The organism is Reticulibacter mediterranei, from assembly GCF_016587455.1.
Window position 1 is genome coordinate 5,777,930 of record NZ_BNJK01000001.1, and the last position, 16,814, is coordinate 5,794,743.

At 52.9% G+C, this 16,814-nt stretch carries 14 protein-coding genes; 4 read left to right on the forward strand and 10 right to left on the reverse strand.

Annotated features, from left to right (window positions below):
* Together K3T83_RS24975 and K3T83_RS24980 are read right to left on the reverse strand one after the other, a co-directional pair.
* The gene (locus tag K3T83_RS24975) at positions 1-696 is read right to left on the reverse strand and encodes a precorrin-2 dehydrogenase/sirohydrochlorin ferrochelatase family protein (RefSeq protein ID WP_220205641.1); all 696 of its coding nucleotides are present in this window, start codon (positions 694-696) and stop codon (positions 1-3) included.
* Positions 689-2,443: an NADPH-dependent assimilatory sulfite reductase hemoprotein subunit gene (locus tag K3T83_RS24980; protein ID WP_220205642.1), complete on the reverse strand. Its 1,755-nt coding sequence runs from the start codon at positions 2,441-2,443 to the stop codon at positions 689-691. The genes K3T83_RS24975 and K3T83_RS24980 overlap by 8 nt, the downstream gene beginning before the upstream one ends.
* A 273-nt stretch (positions 2,444-2,716) precedes the next feature.
* Between K3T83_RS24980 and K3T83_RS24985 the strand changes: the two genes are divergently transcribed.
* Entirely contained in the window at positions 2,717-3,670 is a 954-nt protein-coding gene (locus tag K3T83_RS24985; RefSeq protein ID WP_220205643.1) for an aryl-sulfate sulfotransferase, read from the forward strand.
* A gap of 140 nt (positions 3,671-3,810) precedes the next feature.
* Here K3T83_RS24985 and K3T83_RS24990 read toward each other — a convergent pair whose 3' ends face one another.
* The 4 genes from K3T83_RS24990 to K3T83_RS25005 form a co-directional block, all read right to left on the reverse strand.
* Entirely contained in the window at positions 3,811-4,344 is a 534-nt protein-coding gene (locus K3T83_RS24990) for a hypothetical protein (RefSeq protein WP_220205644.1), read from the reverse strand.
* Complete coding sequence (locus tag K3T83_RS24995) at positions 4,334-4,753, reverse strand: hypothetical protein (protein WP_220205645.1); 420 nt, start codon at positions 4,751-4,753, stop codon at positions 4,334-4,336. Before K3T83_RS24995 ends, K3T83_RS24990 begins: the two co-directional genes overlap by 11 nt.
* A gap of 543 nt (positions 4,754-5,296) precedes the next feature.
* Positions 5,297-6,406, reverse strand: coding sequence for a Gfo/Idh/MocA family protein (locus K3T83_RS25000; protein ID WP_220205646.1), 1,110 nt, complete (start codon positions 6,404-6,406; stop codon positions 5,297-5,299).
* Between the two features lie 130 nt (positions 6,407-6,536).
* Positions 6,537-7,364: an RNA methyltransferase gene (locus K3T83_RS25005; protein WP_220205647.1), complete on the reverse strand. Its 828-nt coding sequence runs from the start codon at positions 7,362-7,364 to the stop codon at positions 6,537-6,539.
* A gap of 243 nt (positions 7,365-7,607) precedes the next feature.
* Between K3T83_RS25005 and K3T83_RS25010 the strand changes: the two genes are divergently transcribed.
* Positions 7,608-8,042, forward strand: a complete 435-nt coding sequence (locus tag K3T83_RS25010; protein ID WP_220205648.1) for an SRPBCC family protein — start codon at positions 7,608-7,610, stop codon at positions 8,040-8,042.
* Between the two features lie 187 nt (positions 8,043-8,229).
* On the opposite strand, the gene K3T83_RS25015 is transcribed toward K3T83_RS25010, so the two are convergent.
* From K3T83_RS25015 to K3T83_RS25030, 4 genes are all read right to left on the reverse strand, one after another.
* The gene (locus tag K3T83_RS25015) at positions 8,230-9,288 is read right to left on the reverse strand and encodes a glycoside hydrolase family 172 protein (RefSeq protein WP_220208296.1); all 1,059 of its coding nucleotides are present in this window, start codon (positions 9,286-9,288) and stop codon (positions 8,230-8,232) included.
* Positions 9,289-9,626: 338 nt separating this feature from the next.
* Positions 9,627-11,162: an FGGY-family carbohydrate kinase gene (locus tag K3T83_RS25020; RefSeq protein ID WP_220205649.1), complete on the reverse strand. Its 1,536-nt coding sequence runs from the start codon at positions 11,160-11,162 to the stop codon at positions 9,627-9,629.
* Positions 11,163-11,180: 18 nt separating this feature from the next.
* Positions 11,181-12,599 (reverse strand): L-fucose/L-arabinose isomerase family protein, encoded by a 1,419-nt coding sequence (locus tag K3T83_RS25025; protein WP_220205650.1) that lies wholly within the window; start codon positions 12,597-12,599, stop codon positions 11,181-11,183.
* A 35-nt stretch (positions 12,600-12,634) separates the two neighbouring features.
* Positions 12,635-13,678: a LacI family DNA-binding transcriptional regulator gene (locus K3T83_RS25030; protein WP_220205651.1), complete on the reverse strand. Its 1,044-nt coding sequence runs from the start codon at positions 13,676-13,678 to the stop codon at positions 12,635-12,637.
* A 641-nt stretch (positions 13,679-14,319) separates the two neighbouring features.
* Between K3T83_RS25030 and K3T83_RS25035 the strand changes: the two genes are divergently transcribed.
* Entirely contained in the window at positions 14,320-15,711 is a 1,392-nt protein-coding gene (locus tag K3T83_RS25035; RefSeq protein ID WP_220205652.1) for an extracellular solute-binding protein, read from the forward strand.
* A 143-nt stretch (positions 15,712-15,854) separates the two neighbouring features.
* Positions 15,855-16,814 carry a carbohydrate ABC transporter permease gene (locus tag K3T83_RS25040; protein WP_220205653.1) on the forward strand — a complete coding sequence of 320 codons (960 nt, stop codon included), beginning with the start codon at positions 15,855-15,857 and terminating at the stop codon, positions 16,812-16,814.

The following is a 16,814-nucleotide window of genomic DNA, read 5'->3' on the forward strand; positions in this document are numbered from 1 at the left end:
TCACTGCAATCCTCGCTCTGCCAGCCTGGTCGCAAGCGTTGTTGTGGTAGTTGCGACTCCATGTTGCTTTAACAGTTGTACAGTAATGGTGAGCGCCTCCTGCTCGTTGCCAACGGAGAGGAGGTGCAGGATCTCCGATGTGAAAAAGTCGCCGAAAAACTGATCGCGCTGATCGTAGGAGATGTCCTTCCGTTCGCGCAAGAGCGTTCGGGCGACGGTTGCCAGTTGCATATAGCGATCATATGCAGGCGGGAAGGTATCTTCCAATTGCTGCCGAATCCGTTTAGCGAGGCTGGGACTTGCCCCTTCGGTTGAGACAGCGATGGTAAGCTGACCGCGCCTCATGATCGAGGGTAGGATAAAATTGCATCGCGCCGGTACATCGACGATATTCACCAGTTGCCCGCGTTCCTGCGTTTCCTGCCAGATCTGCTCGATTATCTGCGGATCGTTGGTGGCCGCGATCACCACAAAGGCACGCGCCAGATCGCCCGGCTCGTAGGCTTTGCTCAAGAGCGTTACCTCCTGACGAACCGCCTGTTCTTGCAGTTCTGCGCTGAACGTTGGGCTGATAGCGGTGACGCGCGCACCGCTGCGGAAGAGGGCTGCCGCCTTCTCCGCTGCCAGCGCGTCGCCACCAATAACGATAGCTTCTCGACCCCGCACATCAAGCATGATCGGGTAATACTTAGGCATGAAGCTCTTCCACCTGCGCTTGTCTGGCTGCTACACGGGCCTGCAATTCTTCAGCCCCCAGCCGATGATAGAAGTCGCCAAATGTCTCGCCTTCCTTCCGCTCCTCTTTCCAGAGTGCCAGAAGCGGGCGTAATGTTGACGCGATATTTTCGATACGTACATTCTGGAGGAATTTCTCGTTCTGGCGCGTATTGCCCCAGTCACCACCTAGATGGAGATTATAGATCCCTTTGGAGCGTCCCACCAGTCCGATATCGCCCAGGTATGGGCGCGCGCAACCGTTGGGGCAGCCCGTCATACGAATGCTGATCGGCTCTCCACCAACACCGACCTCCTGCATCACCGCTTCGATCTCTTTGACGACATCAGGCAGGATGCGCTCGGCTTCGGCTACGGCCAGACCACAGGTTGGAAGGGCGGGACAGGCCATTGCCCAGCGATATGTACCAGATGCCGAGGGATCAATCGCGATCCCGTACTCGCCTAACGTGGCCTCGATTGCTTTGCGCTGCTCCGATGGGATGTCAATCAGCAGAATATTCTGCCAGGCCGTCAGGCGAACATTGCAGCGGAAGTGCTCGACCACGTGGCGTAGACCAGCCTTCAAATTGTCCCTCACGCGTCCATTGACCACGTGCAGACCCAGGAACCAGCGTCCATCTGCTTGCTGATGCCAGCCGAGATGGTCGTCCACATGGTCAAAATGTACGGGACTTGGATCACTAAGCTCTGTACCCAGGCGGCTCTCTACCTCAGCACGTATCCACTCGATGCCGCGCTCCTCGACCACATATTTCAAACGAGCATGTTTGCGGTTCGTGCGGTCACCGTAGTCCCGCAAAGTCGTGAGAACGCTCTCGACGGTTTTAAGTACCTGATCAGGCGTGATATCGCCTAGCGGCGTTCCCAGGCGAGGATAGGTCTCAGCCTTGCCGTGCGTGGTTCCCATACCACCGCCAACCAATACGGTGAAGCCGACCAGTTCGTCGTTTTCAACCTTTGCTACCAGCCCGACATCCTGCGTGAACACATCAATACAATTATCGTCAGGGTATGCAATGCCTACTTTGAATTTGCGCGTCAGATAAGTGGGGCCGTACATTGGCTCGACATCTTCTTCCGTCTCGCCAACGGTGCTGGCCTTTTCGCCATCAATCCAGATCTCATGATAGGCTCGCGAGCGTGGAGCCAGATGCATCGCGACTTTGTGCGCAATCTCTTGAATCTGAGCCTGAGAGCGATTGGCAATGGGGGCGGGACAGGCCATCACATTGCGGTTGACATCCCCACAAGCCGACAGCGTTGAGAGCAGAGATTTATTGATATTGTACAGGACCGTGCGGATGTTGCCCTTGAGGACGCCGTGCAATTGAATGCTCTGGCGCGTCGTGAAGCGCAACGATCCATTGCCATAGCGGTCTGCCAGTTCATCCTCTACCAGATATTGTTCGGCTGTAAGTGCGCCACCCGGAATGCGTGACCGAATCATGAATTGATAGGCCTTCTCCGCACCGGCTGCCTTGCGCGCCTGCCGTGCATCACGATCCTCCTGCTGATACATGCCGTGAAATTTGATGAGCTGGACCTGATCTTCGCTAAAGCGGCTGCTGTCCTCCGCCAATTCCTCTGCAATGCGCCCACGAAGGTAGTTGCTGTTGGCTTTGATTTGCTCAACTTTACTGCCTACGCCCGGTCCCAGATGCTTGAGCGTAAACGTTGCGGTGTCCTGATCGTCGTGTGTTGTCATTGCATCTCCTCATTTACATGCAAGTTAAGGCGACCACAGGAGGTGCTTCGGCGGTGAATGTGGGATGCCTGGTCACTATGGCTATCCTTTCACATCCTTCGTGGTCAAATGGTGTTACCTTTATCCCTTGTGCTTCCTCTGAATTGTTGATATAGTTAATCAACAAACTAATTTTCTCTCTGTTAAGAGAACTATAAAGTTTGTAGGATGCCCTGTCAAGCCCTACGCAGGTATTGGACATCCAATTCAAGGAAATATGTGAGGAGTATCTACATGCACATTCTTTTGAGTTGCATCTCGACGAAACATTCCATGCTCAAGAAGCATTGGAAGGATTCAAAGGAAGATCGTGAGAAAACGGAGTGTCCTCTGACTGTTCTGGGCAGCCAGGCAAAGCCTAAAGAAGATCAGGGTGGTCTTCTCTGTGTGCTGAATGGCGGCCCATCTGTGCAATCGGCTGTCGAGTTGTCGATGCCTGCTGGGATGGCTCCTTCGGATGGTGGCGTGCTGGTAGCTGCGCTGGATACCATTCATGAAGTGAGCCATGATCTCTCTACAGTCAAGCGCGATGTGATCAGTCTGCCGGTATTTAACCTGTTGCACTCCCTTACACGGACGAAACGCGGTTATCTCGTTGCGAGCACTGGTCTGGACGCTATCTTTGAGTTCACGCGCGAAGGCGAGATCCTCTGGGACTGGTGGGCCACCGATCATGGCTTCGAGTATGCGCCAACCGGAGAGCGCCGTATTCTTGACAAGAACGCCGACCATCGCGGTACCAAATATGGCACTCTGGCGCAGACCACGCACGTCAACTCGGCGGCTGAACTGCCCGATGGACGCATTCTTGCCTCTCTCTTCCATCAGGGTATGATCGTTGCGATTGATCGAGAGACCGGCAACTGGCAGTCTGTACTGGAGGGATTGGATCATCCTCACGCGATTCGAGTGATCGCAGACAATTACATCTCGCTTGCCGATACAGGCCGTGGCCGTGGCTTGATAGTCAAGATTACCGATGGCAAAGGCAGCATTGAAGCAGAGGTGGATGCCAATACAAACTGGTTGCAGGATAGTTATTACGATCAGCGCAGCGACTCCTGGATTCTGGTGGACGGCAAAAATACCCGTGTTACCGTCCGCACAGGCACAAATGGAGATCGCCTGCTGACTCAGTATAACCTTGATCCCGAATGGCGCTTGTACGAGGCCATGCCCCTCTACTAAATATTGTGTGCTGTTTCCAGGCGCGACAATGGCGTCGTGCGTTTTTTCTCCTTCTGAATAGCCTCCTTATCATAAGAGCTAAAAGCGAAAAATGTGAATATACAGCTAATCACACCAACGGCTGATGAAGAACATCACGTTTAGCGCGCTCCGCTCAAACTAGGTGAATAGATCCGTAATAGAAAAGCGAACCTCTTGCTTGCCTGGCGTAGATACTCCTTCGCCTCTTCAGAATCAAAAATCGTTTCATGCTGACTGTTAAACACCAGCACGCCTTGCGGCTTCAGGTTTCTCACAACATCCTCCGGGCCAACTTCAAAAATAGGCGTGAGCGCGGAAGAGCGATAGGGCCAGATGAGGCGATGGGCAGAGAAGTCGATAAAGTGTTCATCGTCGCTCTTCCAGTGTCCATCCTTCGTCTGATGCATATGAGCGATACGCTGCTGTCCTGTCAGGTAGACATTTCCTGCTGAGCCTCGCTTCTTCCTGGCATCGTTGCCTATATAACATCTGGTGCGCTCCACACTGGCTGGTGAAATGCCCCAGTGTGCTCGAATCAGGAGGTCGTCTTCCTCAGGTAAGAAGATTGCCCCGCGATCCACATGATTGTGAAAGCGTGTCGCGGTCAATTCAAGCACTTCGCTCAGTATCTTTTGCCGTGTTTCAGTTGTCACGTGATTCTCCTTCCTTTTCCCATGTCATAAAGAGTGGCAGGTGTGTAAGTACAAGATCGTCAATCTGCTCAATATACTCCTTCTGCTGCATTTTTCGCTCCAAACGCTTATATTTTCGCCACAGCCATGTAAAACTAATGGTTAGACCAATAATAATCAGAATAAGAAACACGATGATGGCATAGAGGTCTGTGGCGGTCATAAGTGCTTGTAGTCGCGTGAACAACGATTGCATAATACCTATTCCGATCTGGCCGAGTGCGTTTTGGGAAATAGCGTCAACAGCATAGAGAATAAATCCCGCTATCGTAACACCGCCGAGAAGCCTGATATGGAGCAAGCGAGACCATTTTCCTGGTCGGGCGGATAGTGTTGTTCGCCTTTGAAGTAGATGTAGTCTTTGCCTCATATTTCTGTATCCTAAATCCCTTGATCGGATGAACGCTGTAAGCCTTCTTGTCAGTATAGATCTATTGCCACATGTCAGCCTTATCTGTATGATGCTGGCAAGAGCGCACGGATAGAGGGTTCGGGACAAGCAAGCATCAGAAACAAATAAGCCTCGCCAGGTGTTCAATTCCTACATTCTCAATAATAAAATTGCCCATCTGTCTGCTTCTGCCAAAAAGCTGACAGAAGCGAGTCAAACAGGCAATATATCCCCTTTAATAAGTATTGACGAGTTTGGTCTGTTTTTTTCAAGCCAGATACCCATGTATTTCTGATTTCTGGTCGGAAATGCGATCATTGTAGGAGTTGGATGTTGGAGAAAGGATGGAGTGAAAGATGAGCAGAGAGTGTACTGAGAAGAAAACCGTTCTTAGTACACTCTCTCGCATGTATATGAATGGTGCGAAGGCCATATGTAAATTACATGAATGATGTGAAGACAGGGTAAGTTTGTATTATCGCTCTGCTCTGTCCTGCCCTTGCTCCCTTTTCATTTGCCGGATCAACTATCCAACGTTCCCTCGCGCAATCCTACAGGAAGTGGCGCGGGACGTTCGCATATGCTTGCTAGCTCCACATGCCGCCCCTCGCGCGAGGCGTCGTGAATGGCGTGCATAATATCGAGGACATGATAGGCCAGTTCGCCGTTTGCACGATGCTGGCGACCCGAACGCAGCGCATAAGCCATATCGGCCACGCCCAGGCCACGACTGTTCTGTGTATAGCCATGCGTCAGTGGCACCTCAGCCCATTCCTGTTCTCGCGCTTTGCGTACGCGCACCACGCCACCAAAGGTGTTGGGATCGGGAACGCTCAGCGTCCCTTCCGAACCGTAAATCTCAATGATCGGCGCGTGATGCCCCCATACGTCGAAGCTGGTGATGATCGTACCAATCGCGCCACTAGCGAAGTCCAACACGCCTGCAATATGTGTTGGTGTTTTCACCGCGATCTTCGTTCCATATTTGGGCTGACTGGTAATGGTGCGCTCAGAGAAGCTAATCCGCGCTGAGCCAGTGACACGACGCACAGGGCCAAGCAGGTTGATGAGCGCAGTTAAATAATATGGTCCCATATCGAACATCGGGCCGCCACCAACCTGATAGTAAAATTCGGGATCGGGATGCCAGCTTTCGTGTCCATGTCCCATCATAAACGCGGTTGCAGCCACCGGCTCACCGATCACTCCGTCGTCAATGAGCTTGCGACACGTTTGCAGACCGCCTCCCAGGAAGGTATCTGGCGCACCACCAACGCGTAGCCCTCGTTCGCGTGCCGTTGTCAGCAGCGGTTGGGCTTCCTCACGCAGCGCGGCCAGCGGCTTCTCGTTGTACACCGATTTTCCCGCCTGGAGCACCGTCAGACCGACCGGGCCATGAGCTTTGGGGATCGTCAGATTGACCACAATGTCAATGTCTGGATCGGACAGCAACTCTTCGACACTACATGCTTTAGGAATGTCGAACTCAGCGGCCCTCGCCTTTGCACGTTCCAGGTCGATATCCGCACAGGCGACCACTTCGAGGATCTCGAAACGCTTGCCCGCTTGCAGATAAATAGGGCTGATGTTGCCGCAGCCGATGATACCAATCCGCGTTCTAGAATCTGTCATTGTTTTTCTGTCTCCCGAGTTGTTCCTTCCTGGCAAACCACCAGGGTTCCCTTCTTGTATAAACAGAATACCTTCTCTATGACCTTGAGATCAACCCCTGCTAGCTGATTTTCGCGTGTTATGCATCATTTTATCTGTTATGTCGCCGCTGTCGATCAATCTCGTACAGAAAAATCGAGGTGGCGCAGGCCACATTTAGCGAAGAGGCAGAACCAGCGATAGGGATTTTCACGATGGTATCGCACAATTCGCGGTATGTTGCGCTCATGCCCCATGTTTCGTTGCCCACTATCAGTATCGTTGGAGTGGTGAAATTGTGTTCCTCAATGCTGTAGTCGGCCTTCTCGTCGCTGCCCACGATCTGTATCTGACCATATTGCTTTTTCAGCGCGTCAAACCAGGGCAACAACTCTTTATGTGAGGGCAGGCGCACAGTGGGCAGAGCAAAGAACGAACCGGTGGATGAACTGATGGTTTCGGGATCGTATAGATCAACGGCGTGACCAGTAATCACCAGCCCATCTACATGCAGGGCATCACACGAGCGCAGGATCGTTCCCAGATTGCCAGGATTGGCCGGTCGATCAAAAATCACAATCAAGGGTTTCTCTTTGAGAGGGATGTGCGCGAGGTTATCGTCAGGCATGGCAACGATAGCTATAAGTTCCGATGCCTCCTCTTTATTGCTCAACTTTTGCATCAGCGGCGAAGGTAACTCATAATGAGTTTGCGCTTGCGAATCGCGGAGGATATTTTTGACCCAATCTGAAGGCTTGTGGTCGCGTGCATACAGGAAGGCGTTGATGGTCCAGCCATGCTTGAGCGCCTGGTTGATTGGTCGCACGCCTTCCACAAAAAATTCCTGGTGTTTGTGTCGCTTCTCTCGTTTGCGCCGCAGTGTCTCCACATGCTGAAAATCATTGTTCTCTGAATATATCTTGACTACTCTTGGCTTCATCTCTTCAACCTCGTTTGTAAGTGTCTGGTCGATAGTGATTCATTCATAGTAGCGCCTTTCGCGCTAACTGGCAATTATGCACTGTTTCTGACGGCCTCATCCTGCTAAGAAGCAGACTTCTTATAGTAATTTTGTGCGTAATTTGAAGAGCAAGAATCAGATAGTTTTCGCATCTGTCTCTTTGTATACTCCAGGTGAGGAAATGCCGCGTGAGATAGCATGTGGCTTGAAAGGAGAACAATAATGACAAAATCCTACTACAGTACGGTATTCCAGGAGTCTGCCGATCAAATCTGGGCAGTTATTCGCGACTTTGGCAACTATACCGTGTGGGTGGAAGGTGTCAGCGAAACGTTCATTGAGGATGGCAAGGCGGGTGATCAGGTTGGAGCCATCCGCAATGTTTGCTATAGAGATAAGAATATCCGTCAGCGGTTGCTGGCACACTCGGATCGCGACCGCTTCCAGATCTACGAGTTCTGTGACCCTATCCCCTATCCATTGCGTCATTTCGAGGCGACTTTGCGCATCACTCCTGTTATCGATGGAAACGGAGCCTTTATCGAGTGGTGGGCTACATTCGACTGCGAAACTGCTGAGGAAGATCATTGGTCGCCGTTCTTTGTCAACTCGTTCGCACAATGGCTAGGGTCGTTACGCGCTCATCTCACTAATTAAGCATCAGGCTTATGGGAAAACGATCTGGTCGGTATGACTAGTGGATGGAAATTTCCTTTCACAAACAAGGCATTTCGTAGTGTAGCGATTTATCGCTACACTACGAAAGATTTTGCCGCTTTTGGTTGTTACGATTTATAATCGCTCTACGACAAGAGACCTTCCCGCCTTTGGCTGACAGGAGCGATTAGATCACTTCCAGGCCATCGACATCGGGTAATGATTGGTATGGGACGTGTGGTTCGGTCTGATACCAGAAAGAAGTTGAGGCGATATCATCTTGCAAAGGGAGATAGCGGTGGCCGCTGCGCCAGCCGAGCGCCTGAATGGTCACGCGCAGATCTTGCTCGAAGCGGATCGGGTCCATGATGTGCCAGCGATACATGCCGAAGCGCTGTTGGCTGCGATAGAGTCCGTCCGGCTTGATCACCTGTGGCAGGCCAAGAAATGGCGTGGAATAGACGCCATAGTTGCCCTGTGGATGCTCAAAGTTCCAGGCACCGCCGAAATAGTCTTCGGTACCGGTCCCACAGATAGTGGGAAAATCGTTATCGCCGTCGAGATAGAATTTGATCTCGCCTTCGCCCCACCAGCCAGTATTGTTACTCTGCCATGCCAGATAGGTGCCGACGTAATGGCCCATGCCCTGCACATTGTCGAGCAAGGTGTGTACCTCTTTATAGGGTAACGGATTACTGCGCCTCCATTGCGCATGGAAGTAGCCAGCATCTTCTGGGACATCGGTTAGCGTGTAATCGATCTGGTAGTAGACGATGGCGTCTTCTGTACCCACATTCTCCAATGTCAGGCGTGCATGCTGGCGAAATGGCATCTCCCAGTACGAGTTCATGCCACCAGCCGGGTTGACCGCAATGGGTTGTGAGTTGACGCTGCAACGCTCGCACCAGCCATTGACGAAGAAGTCGCCCAGCGGACATTCTATCGAGGGCTGTTCCTCGCCATCCCAATAGGCGCGCAGGATCAGTCTGCGCCAGTTGGCGGGAAACGTGGTCAGCCAGAAGTGTTGTATCGCGCCCGGACCATCGATCTCTCCCAGTATAAAGGTGCTGTTGGCAGCAATGTTGACGGACGGCGAGATTTTCCAGCCCTGCCCCAGATCACGCGCACAACTGGCACCCGTTCCCTCCGTCGCCATACCGCCGCGTCCTTTCTCGCCAGTGAAGTTCTCAGGGCTAATCGAGCGTGTTTTTGCTCGTGAAAGCCGCGAAATATTGCCCAGGCCCATTCCCAGACCGTTAAAATTGTACTGCGTTATCACTACGTATTATCCTCTTTCTAACATATGAAAATAGCTATTGGCATCCCTCCGATTTCGTGGATGCATCAATTATTGGTGCATCTGGCAAATGTTCTGGGGGAGAGAAGTTCTCCCCACCCGTAGCGACAAGGGGGGTGTGGAGGGGCTGCGGGGGCCTTGCGCTTGTCGCCCTCCCTTTATCGTCGGTGCAACAGCGACAAGCGCAAGGCCCCCGCCAAGACCCCACAACCCCCCTTGTCGCTACGGGTATCCCAAACATCCTTTGTGCTCAGAGCCATTTCCCCTTCAATTGCCGGATGCATCAATTATGCACGCTGGAAAAGTGGGGCCAGCGCGTTATAAGTCTCTTTATAGAGCGCATAGCCCTCATCGTAGATCGTGTGCGTTGACAGATCAGGTTCTACTGTGATGCCTGGGTGGACCATCTCCTGACCCGCCGTTTGCAGATCGGGATAGGCTCCGGCTCCAACAGCTGCACAGATGGCACTGCCAAGCGAGACCGCATCCGGGACGGTGGTGAGTGTGAGGGGAACGCCCGCGACATCGGCCAGGATTTGCAGCCAGAGCGCGCTGCGTGTCCCTCCACCACAGGCCGTGATATGCGTTGTCGGCACTCCCAACTCGCCCAGCTTTTCCAGAATGTGTCGGTTGCCATAAGCGGTCCCCTCATAAACTGCTCGCAACAGATGGCCCGGCCCATGTGCGGTGGTCAGACCCCAGATGGTGCCGCGTGCGCGTGGATCTTTGATCGGTGTGCGGCTCCCCTGCCAGAAGTCGAGCACCGTCAGGCCATCGGCCCCCGGTTTGATAGCGGCAGCGGCAGCATCGGCGGCAGCATAGCGCTCCGCTCCAACTGGCAATGCTCCTCCTAATAGATCGAGTAACCAGCGTACCGTGCCACCTGTGCTGGCTTGCCCCGCCTCAATCGTCCAATCGCCGGGGATGACAGCATCCTCGAATGGACCCCACAGGCCGGGATCGATAACTGGCCCTGGCGATTGCACAAGCTGACAGGTCGAGGTACCGGTGATGAGAGCCAGCGTGCCAGGAGCCAGTACATTCATGCCGATCATGCCAGCATGGGCATCAATGCCGCTCATCGAAACGGCTATCCCTGCCTGCAATCCCAATTCCTGAGCCGCTTGCGCGGTCAACTCGCCTGCTTTAACGCCCATTGGTACGACTGTACCCGGCGCTTTCTGCGGCAGGTCTTCCAGGCCCACGCTCTGTAATAAACTGAGCGGCCAGCCAGCAGGTGTCGTATCATCCGCGTTGGCGCGATAATGCCACTTGGCGGCGGCGCTGTTCAGAGGAATGGCCCAGGAGCCAGTCAGACGCCAGGTGAGCCAGCCCATTTGCTCCACCAGATAGGTTGCCTGTTCCCAGAGCGCAGGTTGCTGTTGCTTGAGCCAGAGCACTTTAGGGATCGGCCATTCCGCAGGGACATCGCCCCCGCAATAGCGCAGAATCGGATCATGCGTCTCCGTCAGTTGTCGGGCCTGCTGAGTTGCGCGCAGATCCATCCACATAATGCTGTCGGTAAGCGGATTACCTGAAGCATCGGTGAGCAGGATGTCGCATGGCGCGTCGATGGCGAGTCCGATCACACGTGACGTATCTACATTGCTCGCCGCCAGACAGGCGCGCACCGCCGTTACCAGTGCATGCCACCAGTCGGCGGGACGCTGTTCTGCCCACCCTGCCTGGGGATAGAGCGTTGTGTAGCCCTGATCGTAAAAGTGAAGCGGCTCCCCTTGCAGATTGAAGAGACCTGCACGCAGGCTTGTCGTTCCTGCGTCGATGCCCAGGACATAAGCGTTTGACCTGTCCGCTGTACTCATAATCACTCCTCAGATGGATTAGCGGCCCTCGCCATACACGCGCGCCTCGATGCCCAGCAGATTGGCAACCGTGCGCAACTCTTCAACCCAATCGCCATAGACGGCGTGAATATGGTTGCTGGCATATGTTGCGATAAACTCATCGGCGGAACACTCGAAGCGGGTAAAGGCGTGCGGCCACGCCAGATCAGTTTGCTTCATCAGCGACATGTTCTTCTCTGCATCGTATTGTACAAACTCGCCGCGTAGAATCGCCAGCCAGTACTTGCCATTGAGCCGGGTCAGGCGAGCAAACGTTGCCTTGCCTGGATGCGCCAGATGATGCACGCTCGCCCCACCAGCCGGGAAGTAGAAGCCTTCCGGGTAGAAGTGGACATTGGACAGGTTATCTTTAGGGTCAAATGAGCCGCCCGCAAAATAGGTCGCATGCTCGCCGGAGTTACATAGATCCCAGATGCCCAGATCGGCATGATAGTGGCGCACATCGGCGAAGAGAACCGGCGTATGTGCCAGATGCTTGAAGATCTGCATCGTCAGCGCCGCATCCATATCGGCCTCGGTCGCGCAGACGTGTGGCTCGTGTGGCCCGTCCCAATCGTAAGGATCATTGAGGAAGGCTTCGGTGACATCCATTGTGCAGAAGTGATTGGTCAGTTCGGGCTGTGCTTTGATGCCGGAGAAGTCGAGGCGATACTCCTCAATAAGCTGTTTCATCGCATAGGTGGCGCGAATCTGCGTCTGGAGCTTCTCTGGTGTGAGCTGTTGCCCATCGTAATGAATATGTCCGATGTTCTCCTCCAGCCACTTGAAGGCCGAACTTACCTTTGCCTGTGGCACCTCGGCAGCCAGACGGATGATTTCGCCCTGGTCGATGTGTTCGACATCGACGCCGAAGACGGAGAGCCATGTGGCGGGATCGGCGGTTGCGGTATACATTCCCATCGGACGGCCACCAATCAGGCCAAAAGTCTGTCCACGCAGTCTTGACACGGCCCCGGCAGCGCGTACAAATGTGCTGATGCGATTATAAGTGGTGTTATCCTCGATATCGCCATACGCACGTGCATATGGGGTGCCAGCCTGATTCAGTCCGCCGGCGCTGGCAAGCATGCCTACCAATCCAGGGTATTGCGGATTGATATTACTGAAGAGCAGGAAGGGACCGGGCGCAAAACGCGAAGCCAGCGCTGGCAGGTGCGGAAATACCCAGACGGCGAAGTTGAAAATAGTACAATCGCAGCCATTGGCGGCAAGGCGTTTGGCCTCACGCACGGCGCTTTCGTTGGTGCAGATAATCTCTTCACCGGCGATCACGCGATGCCCATCTGCTTCGAGGTGATGGCGAATACGATCCTGAGAACGACGATTCAACTCATCTACCTGCTCAGCAACGAACGGACGGCCATCAGAAAAGGTTAACAAACCTATAGTTGCCATTGAATCTGCGCTCCTTTCAGAGACAAGCGAAAATATTAACGGTGAGATGTCATCTCCTCACAGGCGGAATGCTCTGGCTCAGGAGGGCGAGAAGATCCGCGAATGCAGAGCGTGGGCGCCAGCATAATCTCCTGCCGTGAACATGTTTCCGGCTGTTGTAGGCGTTGAAAAAGGCGTAACGCTGCCGTACTGCCCAGTTCATACACCGGTTGCGTGACCGTGGTGAGTGAAATGGCACTCAGGGCGGCCCAGGGCATCTCGTCGAAGCCCACAAGAGCGATATCGTCGGGAATACGTAGGCCGCGAGCAGTAATGGCCTCAAGCGCCCCTATGGTCATCACATTATTGCCAACAAATAACGCATCGATAGGTGGTTGCACATCTAACAACTCCTGCGTTAGCTGATACCCGTCTTCCTGCTTGAACGTGCCATTGCGCTCAAGCTGCGGATCACGTGGCAGGCCCACATCTTTGAGCGCCTGACGATATCCCTCCAGGCGTTCGCGCCCGGTCGTCACCGTTTTAGGTCCACTGATAATGCCGATGCGCCGATAGCCATTGGTGTGCAGATGCAAAATGGCATCGTAGACGCCACGCTGATTATCGATCAGGATCACATCGGTACTGGCATCTTTAATGCGCCTATCCACCGCAACTACCGGAATATGATGCTGGTGAAATGGTTGTAATATGTGTGGCTGTTCGCGTGTGGGAACTACCAGCACACCAGCGACCCGTTCCGCGCACAACACCTCAATCGACTGCTGCTCCTTCTGCGGATTTTCATCCGAATTGCAGAGAATCAAGCTATAGCCGTTGCGATGTGCGACATCCTCGACTCCGCGAATCAGTGTGGTGAAAAACGGATTTTGAATATCGCTAATCAGCAGACCGATAATGCTTGAATGGTTGGCTCGCAATAGCCGCGCTGCTCGACTCGGCTGATAGTTCAGCGCCTCAATAGCGGCGCGCACACGCGTTACCACCTCTGGATTAACATGTGCTGTCCCGTTGAGGACGCGTGAAACGGTCGCGATTGAGACTTTTGCATGCCTGGCGACATCTTGAATGGTTGCCATGTGTTTACAGTTTTATCTTTCCGGTAGCGAGTAAATGAGTGCCCAGTATTGCCCCACTCATAGCTCTGTACCCGCGCTCGTGTTTCCATGTCTAGCTATGAAATCATTTTCAAGATCCATTCGCTTGATGCCGGGAGAATGAAATAATATGAAAATGATTTCATAGCAATGGAAAATGGATGTCGGGTAACATCTCTTGAGATGAGTATAGTGAACCGCATCTTGCTTTGTCAAGAGCGAAAAAGAAACAGATAAAAAGGTAAAATCAGGGTAAAATGAGAATTTTAATTGAGATTTTAAAATTCCTTGCTGGAGGGTTGACAAGAATAATCCGGCTGTGTACTATGTTGTGTAATGAGACGGCACAAATATGTGAAAACAATTTCAAGGTTCTGATGGGGAATTATCGTTTTTGTAAAGAAAATGTTTTCACATAGTGGCTTTGTTTACTCGCGAGAAACGGCCTCTCTCTATCTGTCAGCTCTCTATTGCCCGGTTTTCCGGCTAGAGATGCTGTATAGAAAATGGTGGGGATGGTGGTTTGGCCTCCTGCAAGGTTGCGCTGGCCTGGCCTCGCCCCTCAACGTCTTTCATGAAAACCGTTGCGGAACGTTACCGCAAAAGAAAGACATGGTGAATGCATGGACACAGAGCGTCCTCAACTGCAAAAGTTTGAGAAACAAGACTTTTCTCGCCGATCATTTTTGAAAGGTGCCGGTGCTACCAGTGCGGCGGCCCTGAGCGTTGGTGGTATTTCTAGCTTGCTGGCGGCTTGCGGAGGGAGTAGTGGCAGCAGCGGTGGTGCGTCTGGCGCAATGCAATTCTGGAATTTCTACGCCCCGGGTGGCAGTTCCAAGCAGCAGGCTCAGTGGTTTGTGTCGATGGTTGATGCCTGGAACAAAGCCAATAAGAGCCAGATCAAGCTCACGTACATTACCGATTACACTAATGGCTCCAAGCTTCAGACCTCGTTTGCTTCGGGTCAGGGACCAGACCTGTTCCTGATTAGCCCCGGCGATTTCTTGCGCTACTACAATGGTGGGGTGCTGAAAGATTTGACGCCGTACATCGATAAATCGGTCCAGGACGATTTTTATCCTGATGTGATAGCCACACGACAGGTTGACGGGAAGATTTACGGTATACCAATGGAAGTGGAGCCGATGGCCTTCTACTATAGCGTCGATGCTTTTGAGAAAGCCGGACTCAACGAAAACGATGTGCCGAAAACCTGGGACGAGTTGTTGGAGGTAGGTGCGAAACTCAAGACCGCCAAACGCTACGGTATTTTATTTGAGACGACCCCCGGCTATTATCAAAACTTTACCTGGTATCCTTTTCTCTGGCAAGCTGGTGGCGAGGTGGTTGATCCCAACACAAAGAAGAGCGGCTTTAACTCTGAGGCAGCGGTAAAGGCATTGAAGCTCTGGCAGGACGCAGTAAAGCGTGGAATCGCACCCCGGACTACTGTTGGCACTGGTGGCTCCGATATTGTGGCGAATATGAACGGCAACTATGCTGCTATCGTAAATTGCGGCATTTGGGGTATTTCGGCGATGCGCGAAAGCGCTCCCAAATTCAAATATGGCGTCTTCAAGTTGCCGATTCCCACTGGTGGCAAGGATAGGACGATTGGCGGCGGTTGGGCGTTCTGTGCCAATGCCAAGGGTCCCAATGCTGAGGAGGCCGCCAAGTTCTGCGCCTGGGCACTTGCTTCTGCAAAAGAAGATTCTATTCAGCGCGGCGTCGATTGGATCATCAAAGCCAAGTCTGATATCGGGCCACGTAAATCGGTGATGGATGCGGCGGCAAAAGATGGTGGCTTTAGCAATGGGCCGATGAAGATCTTTAAGGATGAGATTGCTCCAGGCGTTCGCGGCGAGCCACGCTATCCACCAGAGGTCTATAAGCCCGTTTCCGATGCGATTCAGGCCTGTATGCTCAATGGTGCTGATCCCCAGCAGCAAGCCGAAAATGCTGCTAAAACCATTGATACCTTCCTCAGCGGCTATTCGGGAGCGCCGATGTTCTAATTTATAAAGGCATGACGGTAGTAGCGCCAATCCCTTGCGGTTGGCGCAATTCCTTGCGGTTGTCGCTTGCCGCATGTACTGACCGCAAAATCACAATCAACTGCTATTGATAATGTAGTCTGGTTATTTGGAGGCCAGAGGGTATGAGTACGACTTCCGCTGTTCAGGAGAAAGACGGAGTACGTCAGGTTCGGGGGAGGTATCGCGGTAGCGGCCTCTCTCGCAAACATCGTGAGTGGATTGCCGGGTATCTCTTCCTGGCACCGGACTTGCTAGGATTGCTCGTGTTTCTGGCGGTTCCAATGCTGATTTCGCTTGGTCTGGGCTTCTTTGAAGTTGATGGATTCGGCAATTTTAGTTTTGTTGGCACGCGAAATTATCTTTTGATGTTTGCCGACGCGCAATTTCTTACCAGCTTGCGCGTCACTGTAACCTATGTAGTGCTGGTGGTTCCTGGCATTTTCATTGCTGGATTGCTGCTGGCGCTGCTGGTAAAACAGCGCATCCCTTTTGTGGGTATTTTGCGTAGTATGTTCTTTATTCCTAATGTCGTGAGTCTGGTGGTGGTTGGGTTCGTCTGGAAATACATGCTGGCCGATAATATTGGTCTGGTGACGCAGCTGGTGCAATCAATGGGGCTTGGCTCGTTTTCCTGGCTGGGTGATCCCCGACTGGCGTTGGGAACGGTGCTGTGTGTGGTGATCTGGTTCAGCATGGGCTACAACATGATTATCTTTCTGGCTGGATTGCAGGAGATCCCACGCGAATATTATGAGGCGGCAAGCATTGATGGGGCCGGAGGTTGGACATCTTTCTGGAATATTACCTGGCCGCTGCTCAGGCCAACCAGCTTCTTTGTCCTGCTTACTCTGATGGTCTCTGCTGTGTCGGGTCAGAGCGGCTTTGACCTGATTTATGTGATGACCAAAGGCGGTCCGGTGAATTCAACGGCGCTGGGTATCTTCTACATCTATCAACAGGCATTCCAGTTCGGACATTATGGCTATGCCGCAGCGATGGCCTCGTTCCTGGTCGTGATTATGCTTGTGGCTACCATCATTATGTTTGCTGTGACGAAGGGAGGTCGTTTTGATTTCGAGTAA

What these genes read in the sequence shown, in the direction of transcription:
- K3T83_RS24975 (WP_220205641.1), bottom strand. Translation starts at nt 696, where the DNA reads ATGCCTAAGTATTACCCGATCATGCTTGATGTGCGGGGTCGAGAAGCT.
- K3T83_RS24980 (WP_220205642.1), bottom strand. Translation starts at nt 2,443, where the DNA reads ATGACAACACACGACGATCAGGACACCGCAACGTTTACGCTCAAGCAT.
- K3T83_RS24985 (WP_220205643.1), top strand. Translation starts at nt 2,717, where the DNA reads ATGCACATTCTTTTGAGTTGCATCTCGACGAAACATTCCATGCTCAAG.
- K3T83_RS24995 (WP_220205645.1), bottom strand. Translation starts at nt 4,753, where the DNA reads ATGAGGCAAAGACTACATCTACTTCAAAGGCGAACAACACTATCCGCC.
- K3T83_RS25000 (WP_220205646.1), bottom strand. Translation starts at nt 6,406, where the DNA reads ATGACAGATTCTAGAACGCGGATTGGTATCATCGGCTGCGGCAACATC.
- K3T83_RS25005 (WP_220205647.1), bottom strand. Translation starts at nt 7,364, where the DNA reads ATGAAGCCAAGAGTAGTCAAGATATATTCAGAGAACAATGATTTTCAG.
- K3T83_RS25010 (WP_220205648.1), top strand. Translation starts at nt 7,608, where the DNA reads ATGACAAAATCCTACTACAGTACGGTATTCCAGGAGTCTGCCGATCAA.
- K3T83_RS25015 (WP_220208296.1), bottom strand. Translation starts at nt 9,288, where the DNA reads ATGGGCCTGGGCAATATTTCGCGGCTTTCACGAGCAAAAACACGCTCG.
- K3T83_RS25020 (WP_220205649.1), bottom strand. Translation starts at nt 11,162, where the DNA reads ATGAGTACAGCGGACAGGTCAAACGCTTATGTCCTGGGCATCGACGCA.
- K3T83_RS25025 (WP_220205650.1), bottom strand. Translation starts at nt 12,599, where the DNA reads ATGGCAACTATAGGTTTGTTAACCTTTTCTGATGGCCGTCCGTTCGTT.
- K3T83_RS25030 (WP_220205651.1), bottom strand. Translation starts at nt 13,678, where the DNA reads ATGGCAACCATTCAAGATGTCGCCAGGCATGCAAAAGTCTCAATCGCG.
- K3T83_RS25035 (WP_220205652.1), top strand. Translation starts at nt 14,320, where the DNA reads ATGGACACAGAGCGTCCTCAACTGCAAAAGTTTGAGAAACAAGACTTT.
- K3T83_RS25040 (WP_220205653.1), top strand. Translation starts at nt 15,855, where the DNA reads ATGAGTACGACTTCCGCTGTTCAGGAGAAAGACGGAGTACGTCAGGTT.